Here is an 18,347-nt window from a genome sequence, read left to right as displayed (position 1 = left end):
GCCTCGACAAAATACAAACGCATCACCCGCATGGCGGCGAATGACGCATTCACAAGCTTACTCAGAACAGGACCGCTGAGGGCCGACTAGCGGCTGACGGCGTCATCGTCATCCTGCAGGCCGAGAATAAGGGCCGCACCACCGCCAGTCGCACCGGCACCGAGGAGAACCGGCAAAACGCCGGGCTCGGAACCGGCCGGCTCGACAGCGGCTTGCGGTGCATCGAACGACACGCACATACCGCCCTCGACAGGGTCGATCTGGACGGTCACATTCGCCGGAACGTTGAACGCGCAATTGGTGCCCACAACCAGGGAAGCCGAAGCCTGCGCCCCTGTCATGATGCGTGCGCCCGAATAGACCGACGCCTCGCCATTCACACCGGCATAACCGCCAGCCTGTGACATCCGCACGTCACCTTGGACATTGGTCAACTGGCCGACCACACTTCCCGAAACCGGTATGGCTGCAAGGCAGGAACACTGCGCTGCCTGTGCGAAAGCCGCGGACCCGGCAAACAAGGCATTTCCCGCTGCGAGCGCTACAAAAGCAATAACAACTCCAACTCGACCCGTCATTTCCGCCCCACCGAAACAGCTATTCCCTGCCAGGAATCGCCCACACTATTTCAACAAGTACTAATGCAATATGGTTTAACGAACCCGTCTAAAGACACTATCGGCGCGCCGCGGCCAATCACGGCAGTGGGCCACAGCCTTCAACAACTGACAGCGCTGTCGTCGTCCTGCGTGGCCGCAAGCACGCCGGTCGCAAGAAGCCCACCAGCAAAAATTCCCTCGGGCGGACCGAAGCCGCCGACCGCTCCGCCAGACTGCTGGATGGCGGCGGTCTGCTCGGAGCCAATCAGCTTGAGCCAGATGTTGCCCTCGACACGAGAGATATCCAGGCTCGAATTCGCCGGCACATCCAGGTTGCAGCCGCCCAGGGCCACGGACGCCGACCCCTTGGCGCCGACCACCACACGACCGCCGGAATCAAGCGTATTTCCTGCCTTGGCCGGGCTGTAGCCGGCGGCCTGCGACACCATCACATCGCCCTTGGCGGAAACAATGGATCCAACCGGATTTGACGCACCATGATAGGCAGTCGCGCAACTGCAAGATGCTTTCTGAGCAGACGCGGAAACGGAACCGACTGAAACAACAAATCCAACCACCACAGTTCTGACGATGAGATTCATTCGTTTTCCCCTTCTCTCGAAGCCGCTCCTTGGAATTTGCCAAATCAAAATTTCAGGACATCAGCGCGTAACAGTTTCTTGCCACGATTCCAACCTGTTTCGCGCTGGCGCTAGAATTTTGACTTGCTCGTGCCTTTGGGATCTCACCACTTTAGCAATTGCGCATGAACAGTTCTGACTATCGCCGACGAATTTCAGATTACCCGACAAACAATTGAGGTTTCATTTTCCCCGTAACTGCGCGCGAGCGCTCCTGATCAGACTTGGCGGACGGGGACGGTGGTTCACCATCACCGATGAAGCCACGGCAGCTTGCGCCTGGTCGGACAATCGTGGACTGGCAGGGGCTCAATGAAGCCCCGGCGATCGGCCGCTAAGACGGAACAGATCCGGTGTCGGCCGGATCACTGCCGAGAAGCGGAAGGCGATAGCCGCTCATCACGTGGCGGCAGCCGTGAGCTTCTCTATCTGATGCATGTAACTCTCGACGACGATCGTTTCCGAAAACTGCCGTTCAACCTTTTTCCGGCTCTCGTTCCCCATCGCGTCCCTGGAGTGACCGTCCATCGTCACGAAATCGATCATCCGTGCCGACAGGTCGCTGGCATCCCTGACCTTGCAAAGGAAACCGTTGACGGCATGGTCCACCACCTCCTTGCAGCCGGGCACGTCCGCGGCGATCAGAGGTTTGCCCATCGCGGCCGCCTCGAGCAGCGAGCGCGGCGTGCCCTCCCTGTAGGAAGGCAGGACGACGCAATCGGCGGCACCCAGGAAAGGGCGAACGTCGTCGGTGGCACCGAGATACTCGACCAAACCCTCGTCGACCCATTGCTCGATTTCAGCGCGGCTGATCGCGGTTCGGTTCTCGACATCGAGAAAGCCAAGGAGTTGGAAGCGCACCGCAGGCGCTTGGCGACGGACGAGGCGGGCAGCTTCGATGAACTCACCGACACCCTTGTCCCATAGTAGCCTGGCCACCAGCAGAAATACGACGGCATCGGACGGCGCGCGCTGGCGCGGCGACGGCGAGAAGCGCGCGAGATCGACGCCTGAGCCGGGCAGCATCGCGGTCCGTTCCTTGCGCACGATGCGCGCGCCGACGAACAGCATCCGGTCGTCGCCGTTCTGAAAGAAGACCACCTTCGAACGGGCCAGCGCCAGGCGATAAAGGGCTTTGGCGATTCCCTGGAGAAGGCCGCCCTGGACGAAGACAGTGCCGAGCCCCGAAATATTGTTTATGACCGGAATGCCATTCAGGTTTGCAGCCATAGAGCCGAACACGTTGGGCTTGATGGTGAAGCCTACGAACGCCAGCGGCTTCTCGCGGCGCAGGATAAGCCAGTAGCGCCACAGAAGCGCAAGGTCGCGAAAAGGCGAGGTGCCGGAATTGTCGATTTCGATGTCGACGTGGCGGCAACCCATCCCTGGGATCAAGGATGAATACTCGTCCCTCGGCGCGACGATGACGACATCATAGCCGCGCCGCCGCAACCCCTCGATCAGGCCCTTGCGGAAATTGACGACGTTCCAGGACGTGTTGATCGAGATGACAATCTTCCTTCCCACTTCGGACCCCACTCCCCGCCCCTCCGGATATGCATCAGCCCATCGTCTCGCACAGCCGCACGGCGTGCGGCCGCAAAGTCTCCAACAGCCGCAAGATCACATCGTCATCGGCAACTGAAGAAATGCGCGTGAAGCATGCGTCTCTTGCAAGCCTGAGGTCCTCGGGCCGGGCAATAAGCCCGGCAACCGCGCGGGCGATGTCTTGCGGGTCGTCTGGATCGAAGTCGAACCCGGAACCCGGAGGGAGGTACTGCCTCGTGCCGCTGTCACGCGACATCAATACGGCACATCCCGCCCAGGCGGCCTCGACGGGAGATACCGCGGCAGGCTCGGTACGCGACGGCAATATCAAGAGATCATGGCTGGCATAGATCGAGATCATCCTGTCATGAGCTACGTTGTTTTGAAATCGAAGTCTGTCCGCAAGTCCAAGCGCTCGGGCCTCTTGCCGCAAGGCCTCACAAAAAGCCGTATCGGAATGCGTCGCCTCCTCGCCGCACAACGTTATGGAGAATGGTGTGGACGCCGAGATCACCGCCAGTGCCCTCAGAAGCAAACTGTGCCCCTTTCGCTCCCTGTATTTTGCCACCATCAGGATTCGGGGCGGCGAATGCAACGGCCTGCCTCGCAGCCCTCCGATCTGGATCGGCTCGAAGGGATTTCCGAATGGCAGGGGCATGGCGCCTCCCGCACCGATAGGGCCAGGATTGGACGGAAGCCGTGACGTGAAGTGCGCAATCCCGAGTTGCCGAAAGACAGCTCTGCGTAACCATGTGCCGCTCCATGCCTGAGGCCTGACATCCTCCTGATCGTAGATAACCAGCTTGCGGCCTTGCAAAATCGCGCACAACGCGGCGATCCTGCAGAACCATCGCGTCACGCCGCGCACGATCACCACATCGGGATTCTCGACCCGAAGATGTCTCCAGTAGGAACCAAGACCAGGAAAGGAAAAGGGCGAGTTTGGGATACCGCTCGGACCCATGTGCATAACTCTTCGTGACAGCGCCGATGGTGCCACCACATTGGGAGAAACAAGCATGTGGTTCTCCGTCGCCCCTGTTTCGACGACGTCGACTGCAACATGATGCCCGGCCGAGGTCAGTATGCGCACCCAAGGCACAACATTGGTGTGATATCTTGGTAGGCAAAACAAGTATCTCAAACTGTCAGACCTGGGATATTTTCCGTGATTCGGATCTGCTTTTTCAGCAACAATTGCGAAACCAGCATCATTGCCGTGTAGACCAGCGCCGATGCGATCAGACCTGCCCATGCGATACCCGGAATTCCGATCCAGCCCGACAGGACGAACGAAAGCGGCAGGTAGACGATGAATGACGACGCCATGATCTTGAGAAGCGGTTTTGTTCCGGCCAGAACCTGGATCAAAGGATTGAAATGCATTCCGGCCAGGCCGAGGCACTCGGCCGCGAACAAGATAGCGAAAAGCAGCGAGGCATCGGCATAGGCCGAGCCGGCGGCCAGAACCACGATGAATTTTTGCAGCACGATACCGCCAGCCGCCATGCCCGCGGCGACACATGCCGAAATCATCGTGATGCGAGCGTTCAACCTGTTTAGGCGGGAAGGAGATTCTTCGTTGGACACTTTCGCCATTTCGGGAAAGATCACCTGGTTCAAGGGGCCGGTCAGCCGGGACATCATCGTCGCCAGACGCGACGCTACGGAATAGGCGCCGGCGGCAACATCTCCTAAAAGACCGGCGACAAGGAACAAGGCTACATGTCGTCTAGCACTCACCAGTGTCGACAGCACACCGGTCCCAGTAGCCATGACAAGGAATGTCCAAAAGAAACGCCGCCTGGAACGGGAACGAAGCGGATTGAATAGTTTAATGTTCTCGCGTCGGGCATAGACAAGCAGCCGGACGAACAGCGTCAGATTGTAGAGCGCACCGATCGCCGCCAACACAGCCACATAGGCGATCAGAGGCGCTTCGATGGCCCAGAGGACGAGCGCGGCAACAACCACGGCAGCCCCCTGGGCGAGTTGATTGCCGGCAATGACGTCGTACCGCCCATTCAGGCGAAGCACCCCCTTGGGTGTGCCCGCGAGGCTGGCCAGCAAGGTGAGACTATAGATCAGCGCCAGAAGCCGATCCTGGTGGGACACGCCGATCGACTCTCCAAACAGCAGGACCCCGCCGGCCGCCACCGCAGTGGCGACAACGGCCGCCGAAACGTCGAGCGCGATCCCGCATGATGCTGCCCGGCCAAGACGCGAGCGCGACCTGGCGGACAGCCTGATGACAGGCTGCCAACTCTCGAACGTAGCCAGGCCGGAGATGAACGTGACATAGGCCTGGATTACGGCGAGGGTGCCAAAATCTCCGGGGCCGAGCGAGCGTGCATTGAGCGCCAACGCGATGATGGAACACAAAGCCGCCACCCCACTTGAGGATGTGGTCACGGTGACGTCCCGGGCGACCCTGCGTGCGCGTATCCATCCAGAAGGTTTGGCTATCGCCGTCATGTCGTCAGCCATGGTCCCGGCGCAGGCCCCGCACTCCCGCTTCCATCGCAGGCGCTTGCGGGAAGCACTTTCGATGGAGATACACCAGCCCCAATACGAAAACCGACACAAGGATGATCCGCTTGGCGGAGATGAACGCGGCGAGCAGTTCCTTGCGCTGGATGTAGAAGGTAAGGTGGATGATCGCCACGATCAGACCAGACTTGAGCGTCGCGCTGCGCACGTTGCGGATTATTGCTTCGATGGCGACACAGACCAGGGAAAGAATAATGACGAGCAGCGGAAATCCGGCGTATCCGAAATTTGCATAGAACTCCGCCCAGATATTTGCTGCCACACCGCCACTGTAGCCTGGAAAGAGCAGCGGCTGGACCTGCTCGTTGTAAGTGCAGCCATCCTTGCCCAAGACCGCATCCGAGAATGGAATGAAAGAAAGCGGCACCAACCAGAGATTGGAACAAGGCAATGTGTAGTTATATTTTACGATGAGATCCAAATGAGCCAATGTCACGAACTGCTCCAACCCGACAAGGGTGGAATCTGACAGCTGGTCGAATTTCATTTTCTGGCCGACAAGCTCGAAATTCCCCGCCTTCACCGCAGAGTAGACAGACTTGTACATCGCCAGAAAAAAGAATGCTGAAAGCCCGCCGATTGCATTCCGTTTGCTTATCATTATCAACGGAACATTCCTGTATCTTATATACAGTATAGATACAATAGCTATCGCAACTGGGGATCGATGCCCAATATAGAGCGTCAAGATTAGCCCAAGGCAGCTCAGGGCAATAACAAGCTTGGATTTCCTCCACCCCGCCAGAGCCCCAAAGACCACGCCGATGATACAAGCATTGTAAAATATATACTGTAATCGACCAGTTGACGATAAAACATCAACCTTAGAAGCGGAGAAAAGTGCCGGGTTCGCAATTGAAATTCCGCCGAAAATAATGATCATCGCGATTATTACCAACGACTCTCCTTGGCTATCTCCCTCAATTTCGAAACTCTGGCGTCTCGGAACGAAGCCAACCATCGCCGCGACGATGCAAGCCATGGAAACGGCGATGGCATACCCCGTGCCCAAATCATATGTGAAATCATACTTCCTTCCGCCAACGTCAACATACTGAAAGCCGCCGGCAAGAAATGGAAAGAAATAAAGCAGGCTCGATATAAGCAAAAGCATTTGCGGCGTAAGCACAAAGGGCGAGACCAGGTAATCTCTTCTGACGTCCCGCACCATCACCCTCGTGCCTAGCTCCCAATATCCTCGCGCCCTGCGGCTCACAAATCCGGCTGGTGTGGCGCTGCGAATGCCATGCAAGTGCGGTACGGCGGGCAACATGTCGTGCGGAACGGGCCCGCCGACACCTAGACCTCGGCCATGATTACATGGGCCTGAATTTTGGCGGCGACTTCGCCGCCGCCGTGTCTTTCTGCGATGGCGAATGCCGCGTAATCGGTTGCGGCGTCCAGTTTTCCAGCGCCCCTGGCCTCGATTTCGGTGCGAAGAACAGTGCCTTGACAGTAGGCAACGGCCGGAAGACGTGCCGAGGATGCGCGGCTCTGTTCGGCTCTCGTCTCGATCACAACACGGGAGAAACCTGCATCCTCCAGGTCGCGACGGATCAGCACCTTGTCGTGATAGCCGTGCGGCGTGCGTGCCAGGAAGCGCGGGGGATCGTCGGGAAAGATCCGTGCGAGAGCGTTGGTCACGTCATCGGCGAACACATTCTCCTCGATGCGATCCCACACGTTGAACAAAAACCGTCCGCCGGGCTTCAGGACCCGCCTGGCTTCGCGATAGGCAGACGTGCGGTTCGGAAAGAACATCGCACCGAATTGACAACAGACAAGATCGAAGGCTCCATCTTCAAATGGCAGCGCCATGGCATCCGCTTGGCGCCACTCGATGCGGCTGTCAGGAGTTTGTCGCGAAGCCGCGTAGTCGAGCATCGGCTGGTTTAGGTCGGTCACGACATAGCTTGCGTCGGGCGACAGTCTTGGCGCCAATACGCGGGTGACGACCCCGGTGCCCGCGGCGATTTCCAGGACCGCAGCGGGCGATAGAGCCGCGGCTCGTCGTGCGATATCCGCGGCGAACGGCTCAAAGATCAAAGGCACCATGTAGCGGTCGTAGTTTTCCGGAATCGAGCCTGCGAACAGCTTGTCGGTTTCCAACACGGCAATCCCCACCGTCTGCCTGATGACTCGCGAGGTTACCATATAATTGTCCGTTCCTGGTCGTTTTCCGTGCGCAAGTCCTTGGCGGACAATCTCTCCCATAGCGCGCTGTATGCCCTTGCCATCCGCTCAAGTGAAAAATCGGAGGCGACGCGGTTGCGGCATGCCTGCTGTCTGGTCTCCCAGGATGGCGAGTTGCGGTTTTCCAGAGCCATGTTTGTAATGGCGCGAGAAAGCGCGTCGGGATCCTGGCTCGGAACAACACATCCAGTGTTGCCGACAATCACGCCGATATCGCCGACGTCCGTCGCCACGCAAGGCGTACCGCACGCCATGGCTTCGGCGACCACGTTAGGGAATGCCTCGCGCCTCGAGGCAAGCACATGGATGTCGAACGCACTCATGAGAGCGGCGACACCGTCGCTCGGACCAAGCAGCATCACCTTGTCGCGAACGCCGTAACGGTCCAGCAGTCCGGCAAGGTCGTTATTTTCAGGAGAGATTCCGGGGCCGGCGAGAATACATTGAAAGGGAACTCGGCGCGCGCCGACAGCTTGGCCAAGGCAGCGGCGAGATTCCTGTGATCCTTGTCGGGATGCCAGCGGGCGACGCTTCCGATGACGAATTGGCCTTCATCTATCGACCAAGCCCGACGCAGCCGACTGCGCGCCCTCGCATCCGGCTCGAAGACAGCCAGATCATAACCGTTCGGAATTATCGTCCAGTTCGAAGCCGAGTAACCCGCACTGATATGGCGCCGTGACGCTTGTTGCGAACAGCTCACGATCTGGGTCGGGACCACCCGGGACATGAGCGCGCAGGCCCGGTCCGCCATCCGCGTGGCCAAGGGGGCGACAAGCGGATCCAGACCGGAATTGTGCATTCCCCAAACCACCAGCCGGATACCCGCAAGCCGCGACAGGACGCCACCAACCAGATTTGCATGGTACATCCAGCACTGGACTATATCAGGCCGATGGGCTGACAAGACACGCCGAAATGCCGCGAGCCCGCCGAGGCTTAGCCTTCCCTTCGGCATCGACAGACAGGCCAGGGGCACCCCCGCCTCCCGAAGCAGCGGGCCATATTTTCCTTCGTCGGAAAGCGAGACCACTGCGTGCGAATGAGTGTGCTCGGCCATGCACAGACGGAACAATGCCGCCTCAGCACCGCCATTGTGCAGCCCGGTGATGACATGCAGGACTTTAATCCTGGAACTCCTTTCGGGTGGCGCTCGCCAGGCCCATACCCATCGCGAGCAGATACGCGTCAGCCACTATTTCGACACTGAAATCCTGGGCCCGACGTCTGACATCGGGTGGGTTGGCATCATCCAGCCCGGCCAATATCGCGGCCGCGAAGGCTTGCACGTCGCCCACCGCGACAAGCCGCCCCCACTTGCCGTCCTCCAGGATTTCCGCTGGGCCGCTTTCGCAATTCGTGCTCACCACCCTAGCTCCGCAGGCCATCGCTTCGATAATCGTATTGGGAAAGCCCTCCCTTCGCGACGAATGGAGAAACAGCGCGGCGCGGCGCATCCACGGATACGGATTTTTCGAAAAGCCGATCAGGGCGACCGAGGAACGCAACTCGAGTTCATCGATCATCGTCTGCAGCGACGCCCGCAGCGGCCCTTCCCCAACAATCGCCAGTTTGACCGGTCGTTTCCTTACGACCCGTGAAAAGCTGCTAATCAGAGTGGCATGGTCCTTTGCGAAATCGAGGCGACCGACGGCGACCAGCAGGGACCTGCCGTCCTCGTCCGCGAACGGATGATCAATGGGCGCGCTGGCCTGTGCCCGAATGTGTTCGACATCCAATGGGTTGTGGATTGCTTCGACAGAATTCGGGTCGAGCCCGATGCCCCTGATCAGATCGTCCGCAACGCCATGTGAGACGGCTATTATCCTGTCGGCGTAACCATATGTCATTCGCATGAGGAACGGCAGAAATCTCTCACGGACCAATTTCGTATCCGCAAGGGTCCTGGACAGGTTGCTTCTCTCGGATATGACCGTACGCACCCCTTGCCGTGACAGGAAGGACGACACTATTGCCAGGATGTTCGCGTGAGGCAGCGCCGACAGCATCACCCGCGGCTGCTCCGCCTTGACGTAGCGAATCAGGCCGAACAGGGAAAACAGCATGCGAGACGCTTGCAGATCCACTATCCTTATACTGTCTGGAACCAGTGGAAGATATTCCCCTGTCGCACATCCAAGTACGAGATCCGTCACCAACCCGCGCCGGTCGAATTCCCGGGCCAGGGTAAGCATCGCGCGCTCGGTGCCACCTGCCCGCAGCGAGGGGATGAAGACGGCGATCCGGGCATCCGGATCGCCCGACGACTTTCCATCTTTCCCCGTTCGCTTCATCCGATTCGCAGTCCGGCCGCCGCCATACCGCCTCGTTCGGCTCTTGCTCCCCCGTTGGAGAGCAGGCGCAACCGGAAACGGGCCAGCACCGGCGGAGAATATCTTCGACGGATCACTGTTTTCGCCGAAAGACATAGGCATAGGTCTCCGCCGCATCCTTGCCGAGCAAGAGAGCGGTGATGCCAAGCCAGAGGCGCCAGGCGACGAAAGCCGGCACGAAGGAATAGAAGTATGAACTTCTCCAGAACAGGCGTCGCTGGACAAGCTCCAACCCATTTTGCGCCGCGATCCTTTCCACCTCGCTTGGCAGGCATTTGTCGTAGAAAACCGGAAATCCGTCGTGACCCCTGCCTTTGTCGGGATAGATGGCAAACAGCAGCCGCCGCTTGATCCTCTCAGGCAAAAGGTTCAACCTGGCGAAAACGGCATTGCGTGATGGCGAGAAAATGGCAACCAAACCGCCCGGCTTGACGCAACTGGCGATGCCGCGAAGCGCGCCCTCTCCATCGCGAACATGTTCCAGGGTCGCCTGGCATATGACCAGATCAGCATCCTGCCTTCCCTTGAACACGGTAAGGTCTGCCTCGATCTGCTCGTCATAGAGTCCATCGGGAGCCTTGGACAGTTCCTCGGCGGCGAGATCAAGCCCTACCAGGACGAGCCCGAGGCGCCGCTTCTGCGGCAGGCTGACGAGCGGTCTTGCGCCTCCACCCAGATCGTAGACCAATGCGTCCGGAGACAGCAGCGCCGGCGCGATTTCGGTTGCGAACGTGTGATTGCCGTCCGCGCGAAGGCGTGGCGGCAAGGCCCTGTCAAGATATTCAGAGACCGCCACGTTCGCGCGTACAAACACCCTCAGCAACGACACTGCCTCCCTTATCGCTTCGCGCTATCCCCGCCCAAAATAATCCTGGTACCACTCGACGAACCGCCCTACCCCGTCGGTGACGGAGGTGCGGGGGCGATAGCCGACGGCCGCCTGCAGCGCCGAAGTGTCGGCGAAGGTGTCGGGCACGTCGCCGGCCTGCAGCGGCAGCAGCTCGATCACGGCCTTGCGGCCGAGCGCGTTTTCCAGTGCCTCGACATAGGCGGTCAGCTTCACCGGATTGTTGTTGCCGATGTTGAAGATGCGCCAGGGCGCGCTGCTGGTCGCCGGATCCGGGCGGCCGGAATCCCAGGCCGGGTTGGCCGCGGCGGGGCTGTCGCTGGCACGGATCACGCCCTCGGCGATGTCCTCGACATAGGTGAAGTCGCGCGTGTGGTTGCCGTTGTTGAACAGCTTGATCGGCTCACCGGCCAGGATGCTCCTGGTGAACAGGAACAGCGCCATGTCAGGGCGTCCCCAGGGGCCGTACACGGTGAAGAAGCGCAGCCCCGTGGTCGGCAGGCCGAACAGGTGGCTGTAGCTGTGCGCCATCAGTTCGTTGGCGCGCTTGGTGGCGGCGTAGAACTGCAGCGGATGGTCGGCCGGCCGATGCTCGGAAAACGGCATGTCGGTGTTGGCGCCGTAGACGCTCGAGGTGCTGGCATAGGTCAGGTGCCCGACACGGCTGCCGCGGCAGGCCTCGAGCATGTTGGTATAGGCGACAATGTTGCTCTCGACATAGGCGCGCGGGTTTTCCAGGCTGTAGCGCACGCCGGCCTGGGCGGCGAGATGGATCACCCGGTCGAAGGCATGGTCGGTAAAGCAGCCGTCGACCACGCCCCTGTCGGCGAGATCGCCGTGGATGAAATGATAGCCGGCATTGGTCTTGCGGCTCGCCTCGTCCAGGAGCCGCAGCCGCGCCCGCTTGATTTGCGGGTCGTAGTAATCGTTGATGCTGTCGATGCCGACAACCTCGTCACCGCGCTCCAGGAGCCGCCTGGCGACATGATAGCCTATGAAGCCGGCAGCGCCGGTGACCAATACCTTCATCAGAAGCGCCCGTCCGTAACGTCCCTCGGGAACAGCCCCTTGATGTCGTAGATTACGCTGGGGTCCTTGCAAAGTGCCTTCAGGCCCGCAACGCCCAAGCCGCGGAACTGCGCGTGTCCGACAGCGACGATGACGCCGTCATAGCGCTCCGCGGGCTTTTCCTTCACGCTGGCTACGCCAAAGGCGCGCGCGCACTCTTGCGCGCCAACCCAAGGATCCCAGATGTCGATGCTGGCATTGTACTGCCGGAGCTGTGCAACGATGTCGGCCACCTTGGAATTCCTCAGATCGGGACAGTTCTCCTTGAAGGCGGCACCCATGACCAGGATTCGGCTGCCCACGACAGGTATGCCCTTGCGCATCATCAGGCGGGCCGTCTGGTCCGCCGCGTGCTGGCCCATGCTGTCGTTGATACGGCGGCCGGCAAGAATCACCTCGGGATAATAGCCGAGTTCCTGGGCTTTGTGAGTGAGATAATAAGGGTCGACGCCGATGCAGTGCCCGCCGACGAGACCGGGTGTGAAGCGCAGGAAATTCCGTTTCGTGCCGGCTGCCTCCAGCACTTCCGATGTGTCGATGCCCAGCTTGCCGAAGATCAGCGACAGCTCGTTCATCAGGGCGATGTTCAAGTCGCGCTGCGTGTTCTCGATGACCTTGGCGGCCTCGGCCACGGCAATGCTGGAGGCACGATGCGTACCCGCCGGCACGATCGAGGCATAGAGCGCGTCGATGGCCTCCGCCGCCTCCGGCGTGGAACCGCTGGTGACCTTCACGATCGTCTGCAACCGGTGCTCGCGATCGCCGGGGTTGATGCGCTCGGGACTGTAGCCGAGGAAGAAATCGCTGTTGTAGCGCAGCCCGGAATGTTTCTCGATCAGCGGTGCGCAGACTTCCTGCGTGCAGCCGGGATAGACGGTGGATTCAAAGATCACCACCGCGCCCGGGGATATGACCTCGCCGACCGTTGTCGACCCCATGACGAGAGGTTTCAGGTCCGGCCTGTTGGCCCGGTCGATCGGCGTGGGCACGGTAACGATGAAAATTCCGCAGTCGCGCAGATCGGCCTTCTCGCTGGTGAACTTCAGCCCTCTGGCGGCGGCGATTTCCTCCTCGCTGGCTTCTAACGTGTGGTCCTCGCCGCGCTTCAGCGCCTCCACGCGCGACGGGTTGATGTCGAAACCGATCACATTCCTGGTCGCCCCGAAGGCAACGGCCAGCGGCAGACCGACATAGCCAAGTCCGATCACAGCTATTTTCCTTGAGGCGAGATCCATTGCTTCCTGCACGTATGATCGCTATCGCGCACCAAAACCGGTGAACATCGTTTTTATGGTCCTGAGAACGATCAGCACGTCCAACCAAGGTGAGAAGTTCTTTATGTAGTAAAAATCATAGTGCAATTTTTCCATGACATCACCGACCGCCCCGACATGGCCCTGATTTACTTGTGCCCACCCGCTCACGCCCGGCCTGACGATGTGCCGGTACCGGTAGAACGGCAGTTCCGCCTCGTACCATTGCGACAGCACGACGGCTTCCGGCCGTGGCCCGATCCAGCTCATCTCACCGCGCAGGATGTTGATGGCCTGCGGCAGCTCGTCGATCCTGAACTTGCGCAGGAAGCTCCCGACCCGCGTGATGCGATCGTCATCCGGTTTCGTGATCGCCTTGTCCTTGTCGCTGCCGGAGCCGACCTGCTGCCTCATCGAACGAAATTTGTAGACGGTGCAGATCCTGCCCCGGTAGCCCATGCGGGGTTGGCGAAACAGCACGGGACCTTCCGAGTCCAGCCGGATCGACAGGGCGACCAGCAGCAGAACGGGACAAAGAATCACGACGAGGACAAGCGCGGAGGTCCAGTCGATGGCTTGCTTGATCTTGAGATAAGCCTGGTTCGGATTGAGCGAGCCGAGCGTGTTCTCCGACAGATGTTCGATCTCGACGCGACCCGTCAGCGATTCGCTGACCTGCTTGACGTGATAGACGGGCGTGCCCGACAGCGCCCGGTCGGCGATGTAGCGTTCCCATTCGGCGCCGAGGTCCGCACGCAAATCGACGACCACACCGTTAACCCTTTCGATAACGATGCCGGGCGACTTTAGCCAGAACCAGTGCACGCCCGGCAACGCCCTGAGGCGCTCGACGTTGCCGCCGGGAATGACGGCCAGCCGGTACGGCTCAAGACGCCGGGTCATGAGGCTCAGGCCGAAATACCAGAGCGTGGACTGCGTGAAGCTGGCGGCGGCCTGAAACCGGCTATACTCGAAGCGGAAAAAGAAAATCGTCAGGAAAACTAGACCGTAGGACAGGAGGAATGTCGGCAGGATGTAGCTGGCCGCGGCCACGCCCGGAAAATTGCCAATGCGGCGATAGGCAAGAAAGCCGGTAACATGCGCAATGATGGCAGCCGCGACCGTTATCTGCAGATTGGCCGAATAGATCGCATCCGGATAGGATGCTATCCGGATCAGTGCTGGAGCGATGATCGCGAATGTCAGTCCGCCGACGAGTTGGAAACGAATTCTGAACAGGAAGTGCCGGCTTCCGACAATCGTTGATGTTGCGACATTCAACTTCTTCCCCTTTCCTTCCCCCGAAAGGTGCCCGTGTCGGCGATCGCCACTACACTTGGCAGGCTGTTCGTTCGCAAATCGAACCGGACCGCTCACCATTGGCGATTCGACTCAGTCCAAGATCAAGAGCTACGCCAGTGCGACCTCACCAGCAAGCATCTATTTAACGGGACTAGTCGGCAGAAGTTATGATCGGCAGCATTGCTGCATCGTAATTTAAAAGCTGCGGCTAATGTTCCGGATTATTCTCCACTCGTTAAGAAAACGGGCGAACCCCGAGCCGATATAAAGGCGATATCTTTGGTGCCGACCAATTGCCCCTGCCAATTCGGCCAACCGCCTGGCCAGACCACCATCGACGGCCGGTCCGGGCCCGATGCAGCCGAGCGAAATCAAAAAGCCGTCCGGATTCAACCGTTTGCCAATACAGGTCGAACTCCGACTTTCGTCCGCTGCGCTTGTGGACGCTGGACAATTCCCCGGTTCGCTTCACAATGCGATCAAAAGCGCACCGCCAAAAGCGTGAGGGAGGAACCCGGCATGCTGGGACTGATGCAGGAATGGCCGCTGCTGTGCCACAAGCTGATCGACAACGCTGAACGGCAACATGGCGTGCGCGAGATCGTGTCGCGCTCGATCGAGGGGCCGATCGTACGCACGACCTATGCCGACATCCACCGCCGTTCTCTCAAGGTCGCCCAGCGGCTGGAGCGAGACGGCTATGGGTTGGGCGACCGCATCGCCACGCTGGCCTGGAACACCGCGCGCCATATCGAGGCGTGGTACGGCATCATGGGCATCGGCGCGATCTATCACACGCTCAATCCGCGCCTGTTTCCCGAGCAGATCGTCTGGATCATGAACCATGCCGAAGACAAGGCCGTCTTCGTCGACCTGACCTTTATACCTTTGCTGGAAAAAATCGCCGGTGCCGTCAAATCGCTGAAAAAGGGTGATCGTGCTCACCGACAAGGCACACATGCCGCAGACGACCTTGCCCAATGCCGTCGCCTATGAGGACTGGCTTGATGAGGTCGATGGCGATTTCGCCTGGAAGACCTTCGACGAAGGCACCGCCGCCGGCATGTGTTACACATCGGGCACGACAGGCGATCCCAAGGGCGTCGTCTACAGTCATCGCTCGAACGTGCTGCACGCCATGATCGCGTCCATGCCCGACGCGATGGGGCTGTCGTCACGCGACACGATCCTGCCGGTGGTGCCGATGTTCCACGCCAATGCCTGGGGCCTTGGCCAGAGCGGCCCGATGATCGGCGCCAAGCTGGTCATGCCCGGCTGCAAAATGGACGGCGCCTCGATCTATGAATTGCTCGATCAGGAAAAGGTGACATTCAGCGCCGCCGTGCCGACCGTGTGGATGATGCTGCTGCAATATCTGGAGGAGACTGGCAAGACGCTTCCCCATCTGGGCAAGGTCGTAATCGGCGGCTCGTCGTGCCCGCGTGCGATCATGACGAAATTCCAGGACAGCTACGGTGTGCAGGTCATCCATGCCTGGGGCATGACCGAAATGTCGCCGCTCGGCACGCTGTGCACCTTGAAGCCGGACTATGCCGGCCTCGAGGGCGAGGCTCGGCTCGACGTCCAAAGCAAGCAGGGTTACCCGCCCTTCGGCGTCGAAATGAAGGTAACCGACGACGAGAACAATCCGCAGCCATGGGACGGCAAAACGTTCGGCCGGCTGAAGGTGCGCGGCCCCGCCGTCGCCCGCGCCTATTATGGCGGTGCGGGCGCGGAGCAATTCGACGTGGACGGCTGGTTCGACACTGGAGACGTCGCCCATATCGATGCCGGCGGCTACATGCAGATCACCGACCGTGCCAAGGATGTCATCAAGTCCGGCGGCGAATGGATATCGACCATCGACTTGGAGAATCTGGCCGTCGGCCACCCCGATGTAGCGGAAGCGGCGGCCATCGGCGTCAAGCATTCGAAATGGGGCGAGCGGCCCCTGCTGGTCGTCGTTGCCAAGCCGGGCAAGGAACCCACCAAGGCCGGGATTCTCGATTTCATGGATGGCAAGGTGGCCAAATGGTGGATGCCGGACGACGTCGCTTTCGTCGGCGAGATACCGCACACCGCCACAGGCAAGATCCAGAAGATCACCTTGCGTCAGCAGTTCAGGGACTATCGCTTGCCGACGGATTGAGAGGATGTTGCGTGTTTCCGCAAAAAGGCACTAAACCTCATCCGGGTTGGGGCAGCGCAGAGAATAATGGTTAGCATTCCCGAACGGCAAACGTCGAAGGCTGCCGGCTGGTCGCGGCGCACGGGCGCCTTTTCGGCGGTGCTTTTGCTGACGAACTTTGTCGGCCATCGCTTCGGCCTCATCCAAACGCCGGTCTTCCTGTGGGTGCTGGGCATTGCCGCCCTGCTGGCGGCGCTGGCGCTGCTGTTTGCCGGCCTGGCCTTTGCGAGGCTGTGGAATTTTGGTGACCGTGGTGGCCGTGATCTCACCGTCGGCGCCTTGCTGGCGCTGCTGGTGCTCACCCCCTACGGCGTTGCCGCCTACTGGGCGACGATCTATCCGCCGCTGCGGGACATTTCGACCGATTTCGATGAACCGCCCCTGCTCGATGTCAGCGACCGGACCAAGGACATGAACGCAATGTCCCCATCAACGCCAGGTGAGCAGACGTTGCAGACGGACAGCTATCCATTGGTCACCGCACGCAGCTACGACCTGCCGTTCGAGACCGTCGTCAACGCCGTTGAAACGGTGCTCGACCGGCGCGGCTGGGACCTTTCGGAGCCTTATCCCGAACTCGCCGGACAGACGGAGGTGACCATCACCGCCGTCGCCTCGAGTTTCGCTCTTGGCCTTCCCGCGGACGTCGCCATTCGCGTCACGGATGACGGCGACACGGTCATCGTCGACATGCGCTCCGCCTCGCGTTACGGCCGCCACGACCTTGGCGACAATGCCGCGCGCATCACTGAATTCCTCGCGGAACTGGATCAGGAAGTCGCCGGCCAGATCGGCGCGGCGCCGGCACAATAGCATTTTTCGGGCAAATCGCGCGCCCCGCGACCGTGGTTGGGTGAACGGGTGGGTGGCGGCAGGGCTATCGGCCTGGCGTGAAAATGCCATCTATTGCGGGAGCGACGTCCGTCGCCACCACGCCGCGCGCCACCAGGTCCTCCAGATGGGCAAGCACCGACAGGCCGGCAGCGCCGTGCAGCCGGGGATCGGTATCCCTGTAGATCGCCTTGACCATGTCGGGGATTGTCCTGTCGCCGGCCCTGATCCGTTCCAATATGGCTCGTTCGCGCATTTTGCGATGGGTCTTCAGCCCGCGCATGAAAGCGCGCGGCGCCGTCACCGGTCCCCCATGGCCAGGCAGCAGCAGCCGGTCGCCGCGCTCGATCAGGCGGTCCAGCGATGCCATGTAGTCGGCCATTGCCCCGTCCGGCGGCGCGACGATCGAGGTTGCCCAGCCCATGACGTGATCGGCTGAAAACAGGATGCCGGTGCCTTCCAGCGCGAATGCCGCATGGTTGGCGGTATGGCCGGGCGTCAGCACGGTCCGGATCGCCCAGCCGTCGCCGCTGACCAGTTCGCCGTCCGGCAAGGCGATATCGGGAACGAAGGCGGTGTCGGCGCTGGCGTCGAGCGCATTGGTTTCGCCAATGTGCAAGGGCCTCGCCGGCCGGTGCCGTCCCTCCGCCAGCACTTGGGCGCCGGTGCGCTCCTTCAACCGGGCCGCCAGCGGAGAATGGTCGCGATGCGTGTGGCTGACGAAAATGTGGCTCACCGGCCGGCCCGCTATCAGGTCGAGCAAGGTCTGAAGATGCGCCTCGTCATCGGGCCCCGGATCGATCACCGCCAGCGTATCGTGGCCCACGACGTAGCTGTTGGTGCCGTGGAAAGTGAAGGGACTGGGATTAGAGGCCGTGAGGCGTTGCACGTCGGGGGCCACGCTTACACCTCGGCCGTAAGCGGGGTCGAAGCTGGTATCGAATTTGAGAGCCATGTCGGCGCTTTGTTCCCGGAACGGCAAAACAGATTGCCG

At 60.4% G+C, this 18,347-nt stretch carries 16 protein-coding genes and 1 pseudogene; 2 read left to right on the top strand and 15 right to left on the bottom strand.

The genetic code is table 11. The annotated features are described in order from the left end of the window. Positions 1 to 86: 86 nt before the first annotated feature. From ACVWWD_RS16270 to ACVWWD_RS16205, 14 genes are all read right to left on the bottom strand, one after another. Positions 87 to 407, bottom strand: coding sequence for a hypothetical protein (locus ACVWWD_RS16270; protein WP_457103191.1), 321 nt, complete (start codon positions 405 to 407; stop codon positions 87 to 89). Positions 408 to 718: 311 nt separating this feature from the next. Next, a complete protein-coding gene (locus ACVWWD_RS16265) occupies positions 719 to 1,201 on the bottom strand; it encodes a hypothetical protein (protein WP_352552221.1) in 483 nt (160 codons plus the stop codon). A 438-nt stretch (positions 1,202 to 1,639) separates the two neighbouring features. After that, a complete protein-coding gene (locus ACVWWD_RS16260; protein ID WP_457103190.1) occupies positions 1,640 to 2,767 on the bottom strand; it encodes a glycosyltransferase family 4 protein in 1,128 nt (375 codons plus the stop codon). A gap of 34 nt (positions 2,768 to 2,801) precedes the next feature. Then, positions 2,802 to 3,809 carry a glycosyltransferase family 4 protein gene (locus ACVWWD_RS16255; RefSeq protein ID WP_457103189.1) on the bottom strand — a complete coding sequence of 336 codons (1,008 nt, stop codon included), beginning with the start codon at positions 3,807 to 3,809 and terminating at the stop codon, positions 2,802 to 2,804. Between the two features lie 119 nt (positions 3,810 to 3,928). Then, positions 3,929 to 5,275 (bottom strand): lipopolysaccharide biosynthesis protein, encoded by a 1,347-nt coding sequence (locus ACVWWD_RS16250; RefSeq protein WP_031247792.1) that lies wholly within the window; start codon positions 5,273 to 5,275, stop codon positions 3,929 to 3,931. Further along, entirely contained in the window at positions 5,268 to 6,509 is a 1,242-nt protein-coding gene (locus ACVWWD_RS16245) for an O-antigen polymerase (protein WP_457103188.1), read from the bottom strand. Before ACVWWD_RS16245 ends, ACVWWD_RS16250 begins: the two co-directional genes overlap by 8 nt. A gap of 128 nt (positions 6,510 to 6,637) precedes the next feature. Next, complete coding sequence (locus tag ACVWWD_RS16240) at positions 6,638 to 7,450, bottom strand: class I SAM-dependent methyltransferase (protein WP_352552230.1); 813 nt, start codon at positions 7,448 to 7,450, stop codon at positions 6,638 to 6,640. A gap of 35 nt (positions 7,451 to 7,485) precedes the next feature. Continuing rightward, entirely contained in the window at positions 7,486 to 7,953 is a 468-nt protein-coding gene (locus ACVWWD_RS16235) for a glycosyltransferase (RefSeq protein WP_457103633.1), read from the bottom strand. Further along, complete coding sequence (locus ACVWWD_RS16230) at positions 7,890 to 8,633, bottom strand: glycosyltransferase (protein WP_457103632.1); 744 nt, start codon at positions 8,631 to 8,633, stop codon at positions 7,890 to 7,892. Before ACVWWD_RS16230 ends, ACVWWD_RS16235 begins: the two co-directional genes overlap by 64 nt. Before the next feature lie 22 nt (positions 8,634 to 8,655). Then, entirely contained in the window at positions 8,656 to 9,960 is a 1,305-nt protein-coding gene (locus ACVWWD_RS16225; RefSeq protein ID WP_457103187.1) for a glycosyltransferase, read from the bottom strand. Further along, on the bottom strand, positions 9,938 to 10,630 hold the full coding sequence (locus tag ACVWWD_RS16220) for a methyltransferase domain-containing protein (protein WP_352552234.1): 693 nt from the start codon (positions 10,628 to 10,630) through the stop codon (positions 9,938 to 9,940). Before ACVWWD_RS16220 ends, ACVWWD_RS16225 begins: the two co-directional genes overlap by 23 nt. Before the next feature lie 84 nt (positions 10,631 to 10,714). Beyond that, positions 10,715 to 11,740, bottom strand: a complete 1,026-nt coding sequence (locus ACVWWD_RS16215; protein WP_457103186.1) for an NAD-dependent epimerase — start codon at positions 11,738 to 11,740, stop codon at positions 10,715 to 10,717. Then, entirely contained in the window at positions 11,740 to 13,014 is a 1,275-nt protein-coding gene (locus ACVWWD_RS16210) for a nucleotide sugar dehydrogenase (protein ID WP_352552759.1), read from the bottom strand. The genes ACVWWD_RS16215 and ACVWWD_RS16210 overlap by 1 nt, the downstream gene beginning before the upstream one ends. A 21-nt stretch (positions 13,015 to 13,035) precedes the next feature. After that, entirely contained in the window at positions 13,036 to 14,313 is a 1,278-nt protein-coding gene (locus ACVWWD_RS16205; RefSeq protein ID WP_457103185.1) for a sugar transferase, read from the bottom strand. A 540-nt stretch (positions 14,314 to 14,853) separates the two neighbouring features. On the opposite strand from ACVWWD_RS16205, the pseudogene ACVWWD_RS16200 reads away from it, so the two are divergent. After that, positions 14,854 to 16,483: pseudogene (locus tag ACVWWD_RS16200) on the top strand (fatty-acid--CoA ligase). Positions 16,484 to 16,549: 66 nt separating this feature from the next. Beyond that, entirely contained in the window at positions 16,550 to 17,335 is a 786-nt protein-coding gene (locus ACVWWD_RS16195) for a DUF1499 domain-containing protein (RefSeq protein ID WP_352552765.1), read from the top strand. 64 nt (positions 17,336 to 17,399) lie between these two features. On the opposite strand, the gene ACVWWD_RS16190 is transcribed toward ACVWWD_RS16195, so the two are convergent. Continuing rightward, positions 17,400 to 18,308, bottom strand: coding sequence for an MBL fold metallo-hydrolase (locus tag ACVWWD_RS16190; RefSeq protein WP_352552766.1), 909 nt, complete (start codon positions 18,306 to 18,308; stop codon positions 17,400 to 17,402). Positions 18,309 to 18,347 lie beyond the last annotated feature (39 nt).

This window comes from Mesorhizobium sp. URHB0026 (assembly GCF_054059755.1).
This window is presented reverse-complemented; position numbering and strand designations above follow the sequence as displayed.

Bases quoted from the DNA above. Each gene is read 5' to 3' on its own strand.
- ACVWWD_RS16265 (WP_352552221.1), bottom strand. From the start codon at position 1,201: ATGAATCTCATCGTCAGAACTGTGGTGGTTGGATTTGTTGTTTCAGTC.
- ACVWWD_RS16210 (WP_352552759.1), bottom strand. From the start codon at position 13,014: ATGGATCTCGCCTCAAGGAAAATAGCTGTGATCGGACTTGGCTATGTC.
- ACVWWD_RS16250 (WP_031247792.1), bottom strand. From the start codon at position 5,275: ATGGCTGACGACATGACGGCGATAGCCAAACCTTCTGGATGGATACGC.
- ACVWWD_RS16190 (WP_352552766.1), bottom strand. From the start codon at position 18,308: ATGGCTCTCAAATTCGATACCAGCTTCGACCCCGCTTACGGCCGAGGT.
- ACVWWD_RS16270 (WP_457103191.1), bottom strand. From the start codon at position 407: ATGTCACAGGCTGGCGGTTATGCCGGTGTGAATGGCGAGGCGTCGGTC.
- ACVWWD_RS16255 (WP_457103189.1), bottom strand. From the start codon at position 3,809: ATGCTTGTTTCTCCCAATGTGGTGGCACCATCGGCGCTGTCACGAAGA.
- ACVWWD_RS16245 (WP_457103188.1), bottom strand. From the start codon at position 6,509: ATGGTGCGGGACGTCAGAAGAGATTACCTGGTCTCGCCCTTTGTGCTT.
- ACVWWD_RS16225 (WP_457103187.1), bottom strand. From the start codon at position 9,960: ATGTCTTTCGGCGAAAACAGTGATCCGTCGAAGATATTCTCCGCCGGT.
- ACVWWD_RS16215 (WP_457103186.1), bottom strand. From the start codon at position 11,740: ATGAAGGTATTGGTCACCGGCGCTGCCGGCTTCATAGGCTATCATGTC.
- ACVWWD_RS16195 (WP_352552765.1), top strand. From the start codon at position 16,550: ATGGTTAGCATTCCCGAACGGCAAACGTCGAAGGCTGCCGGCTGGTCG.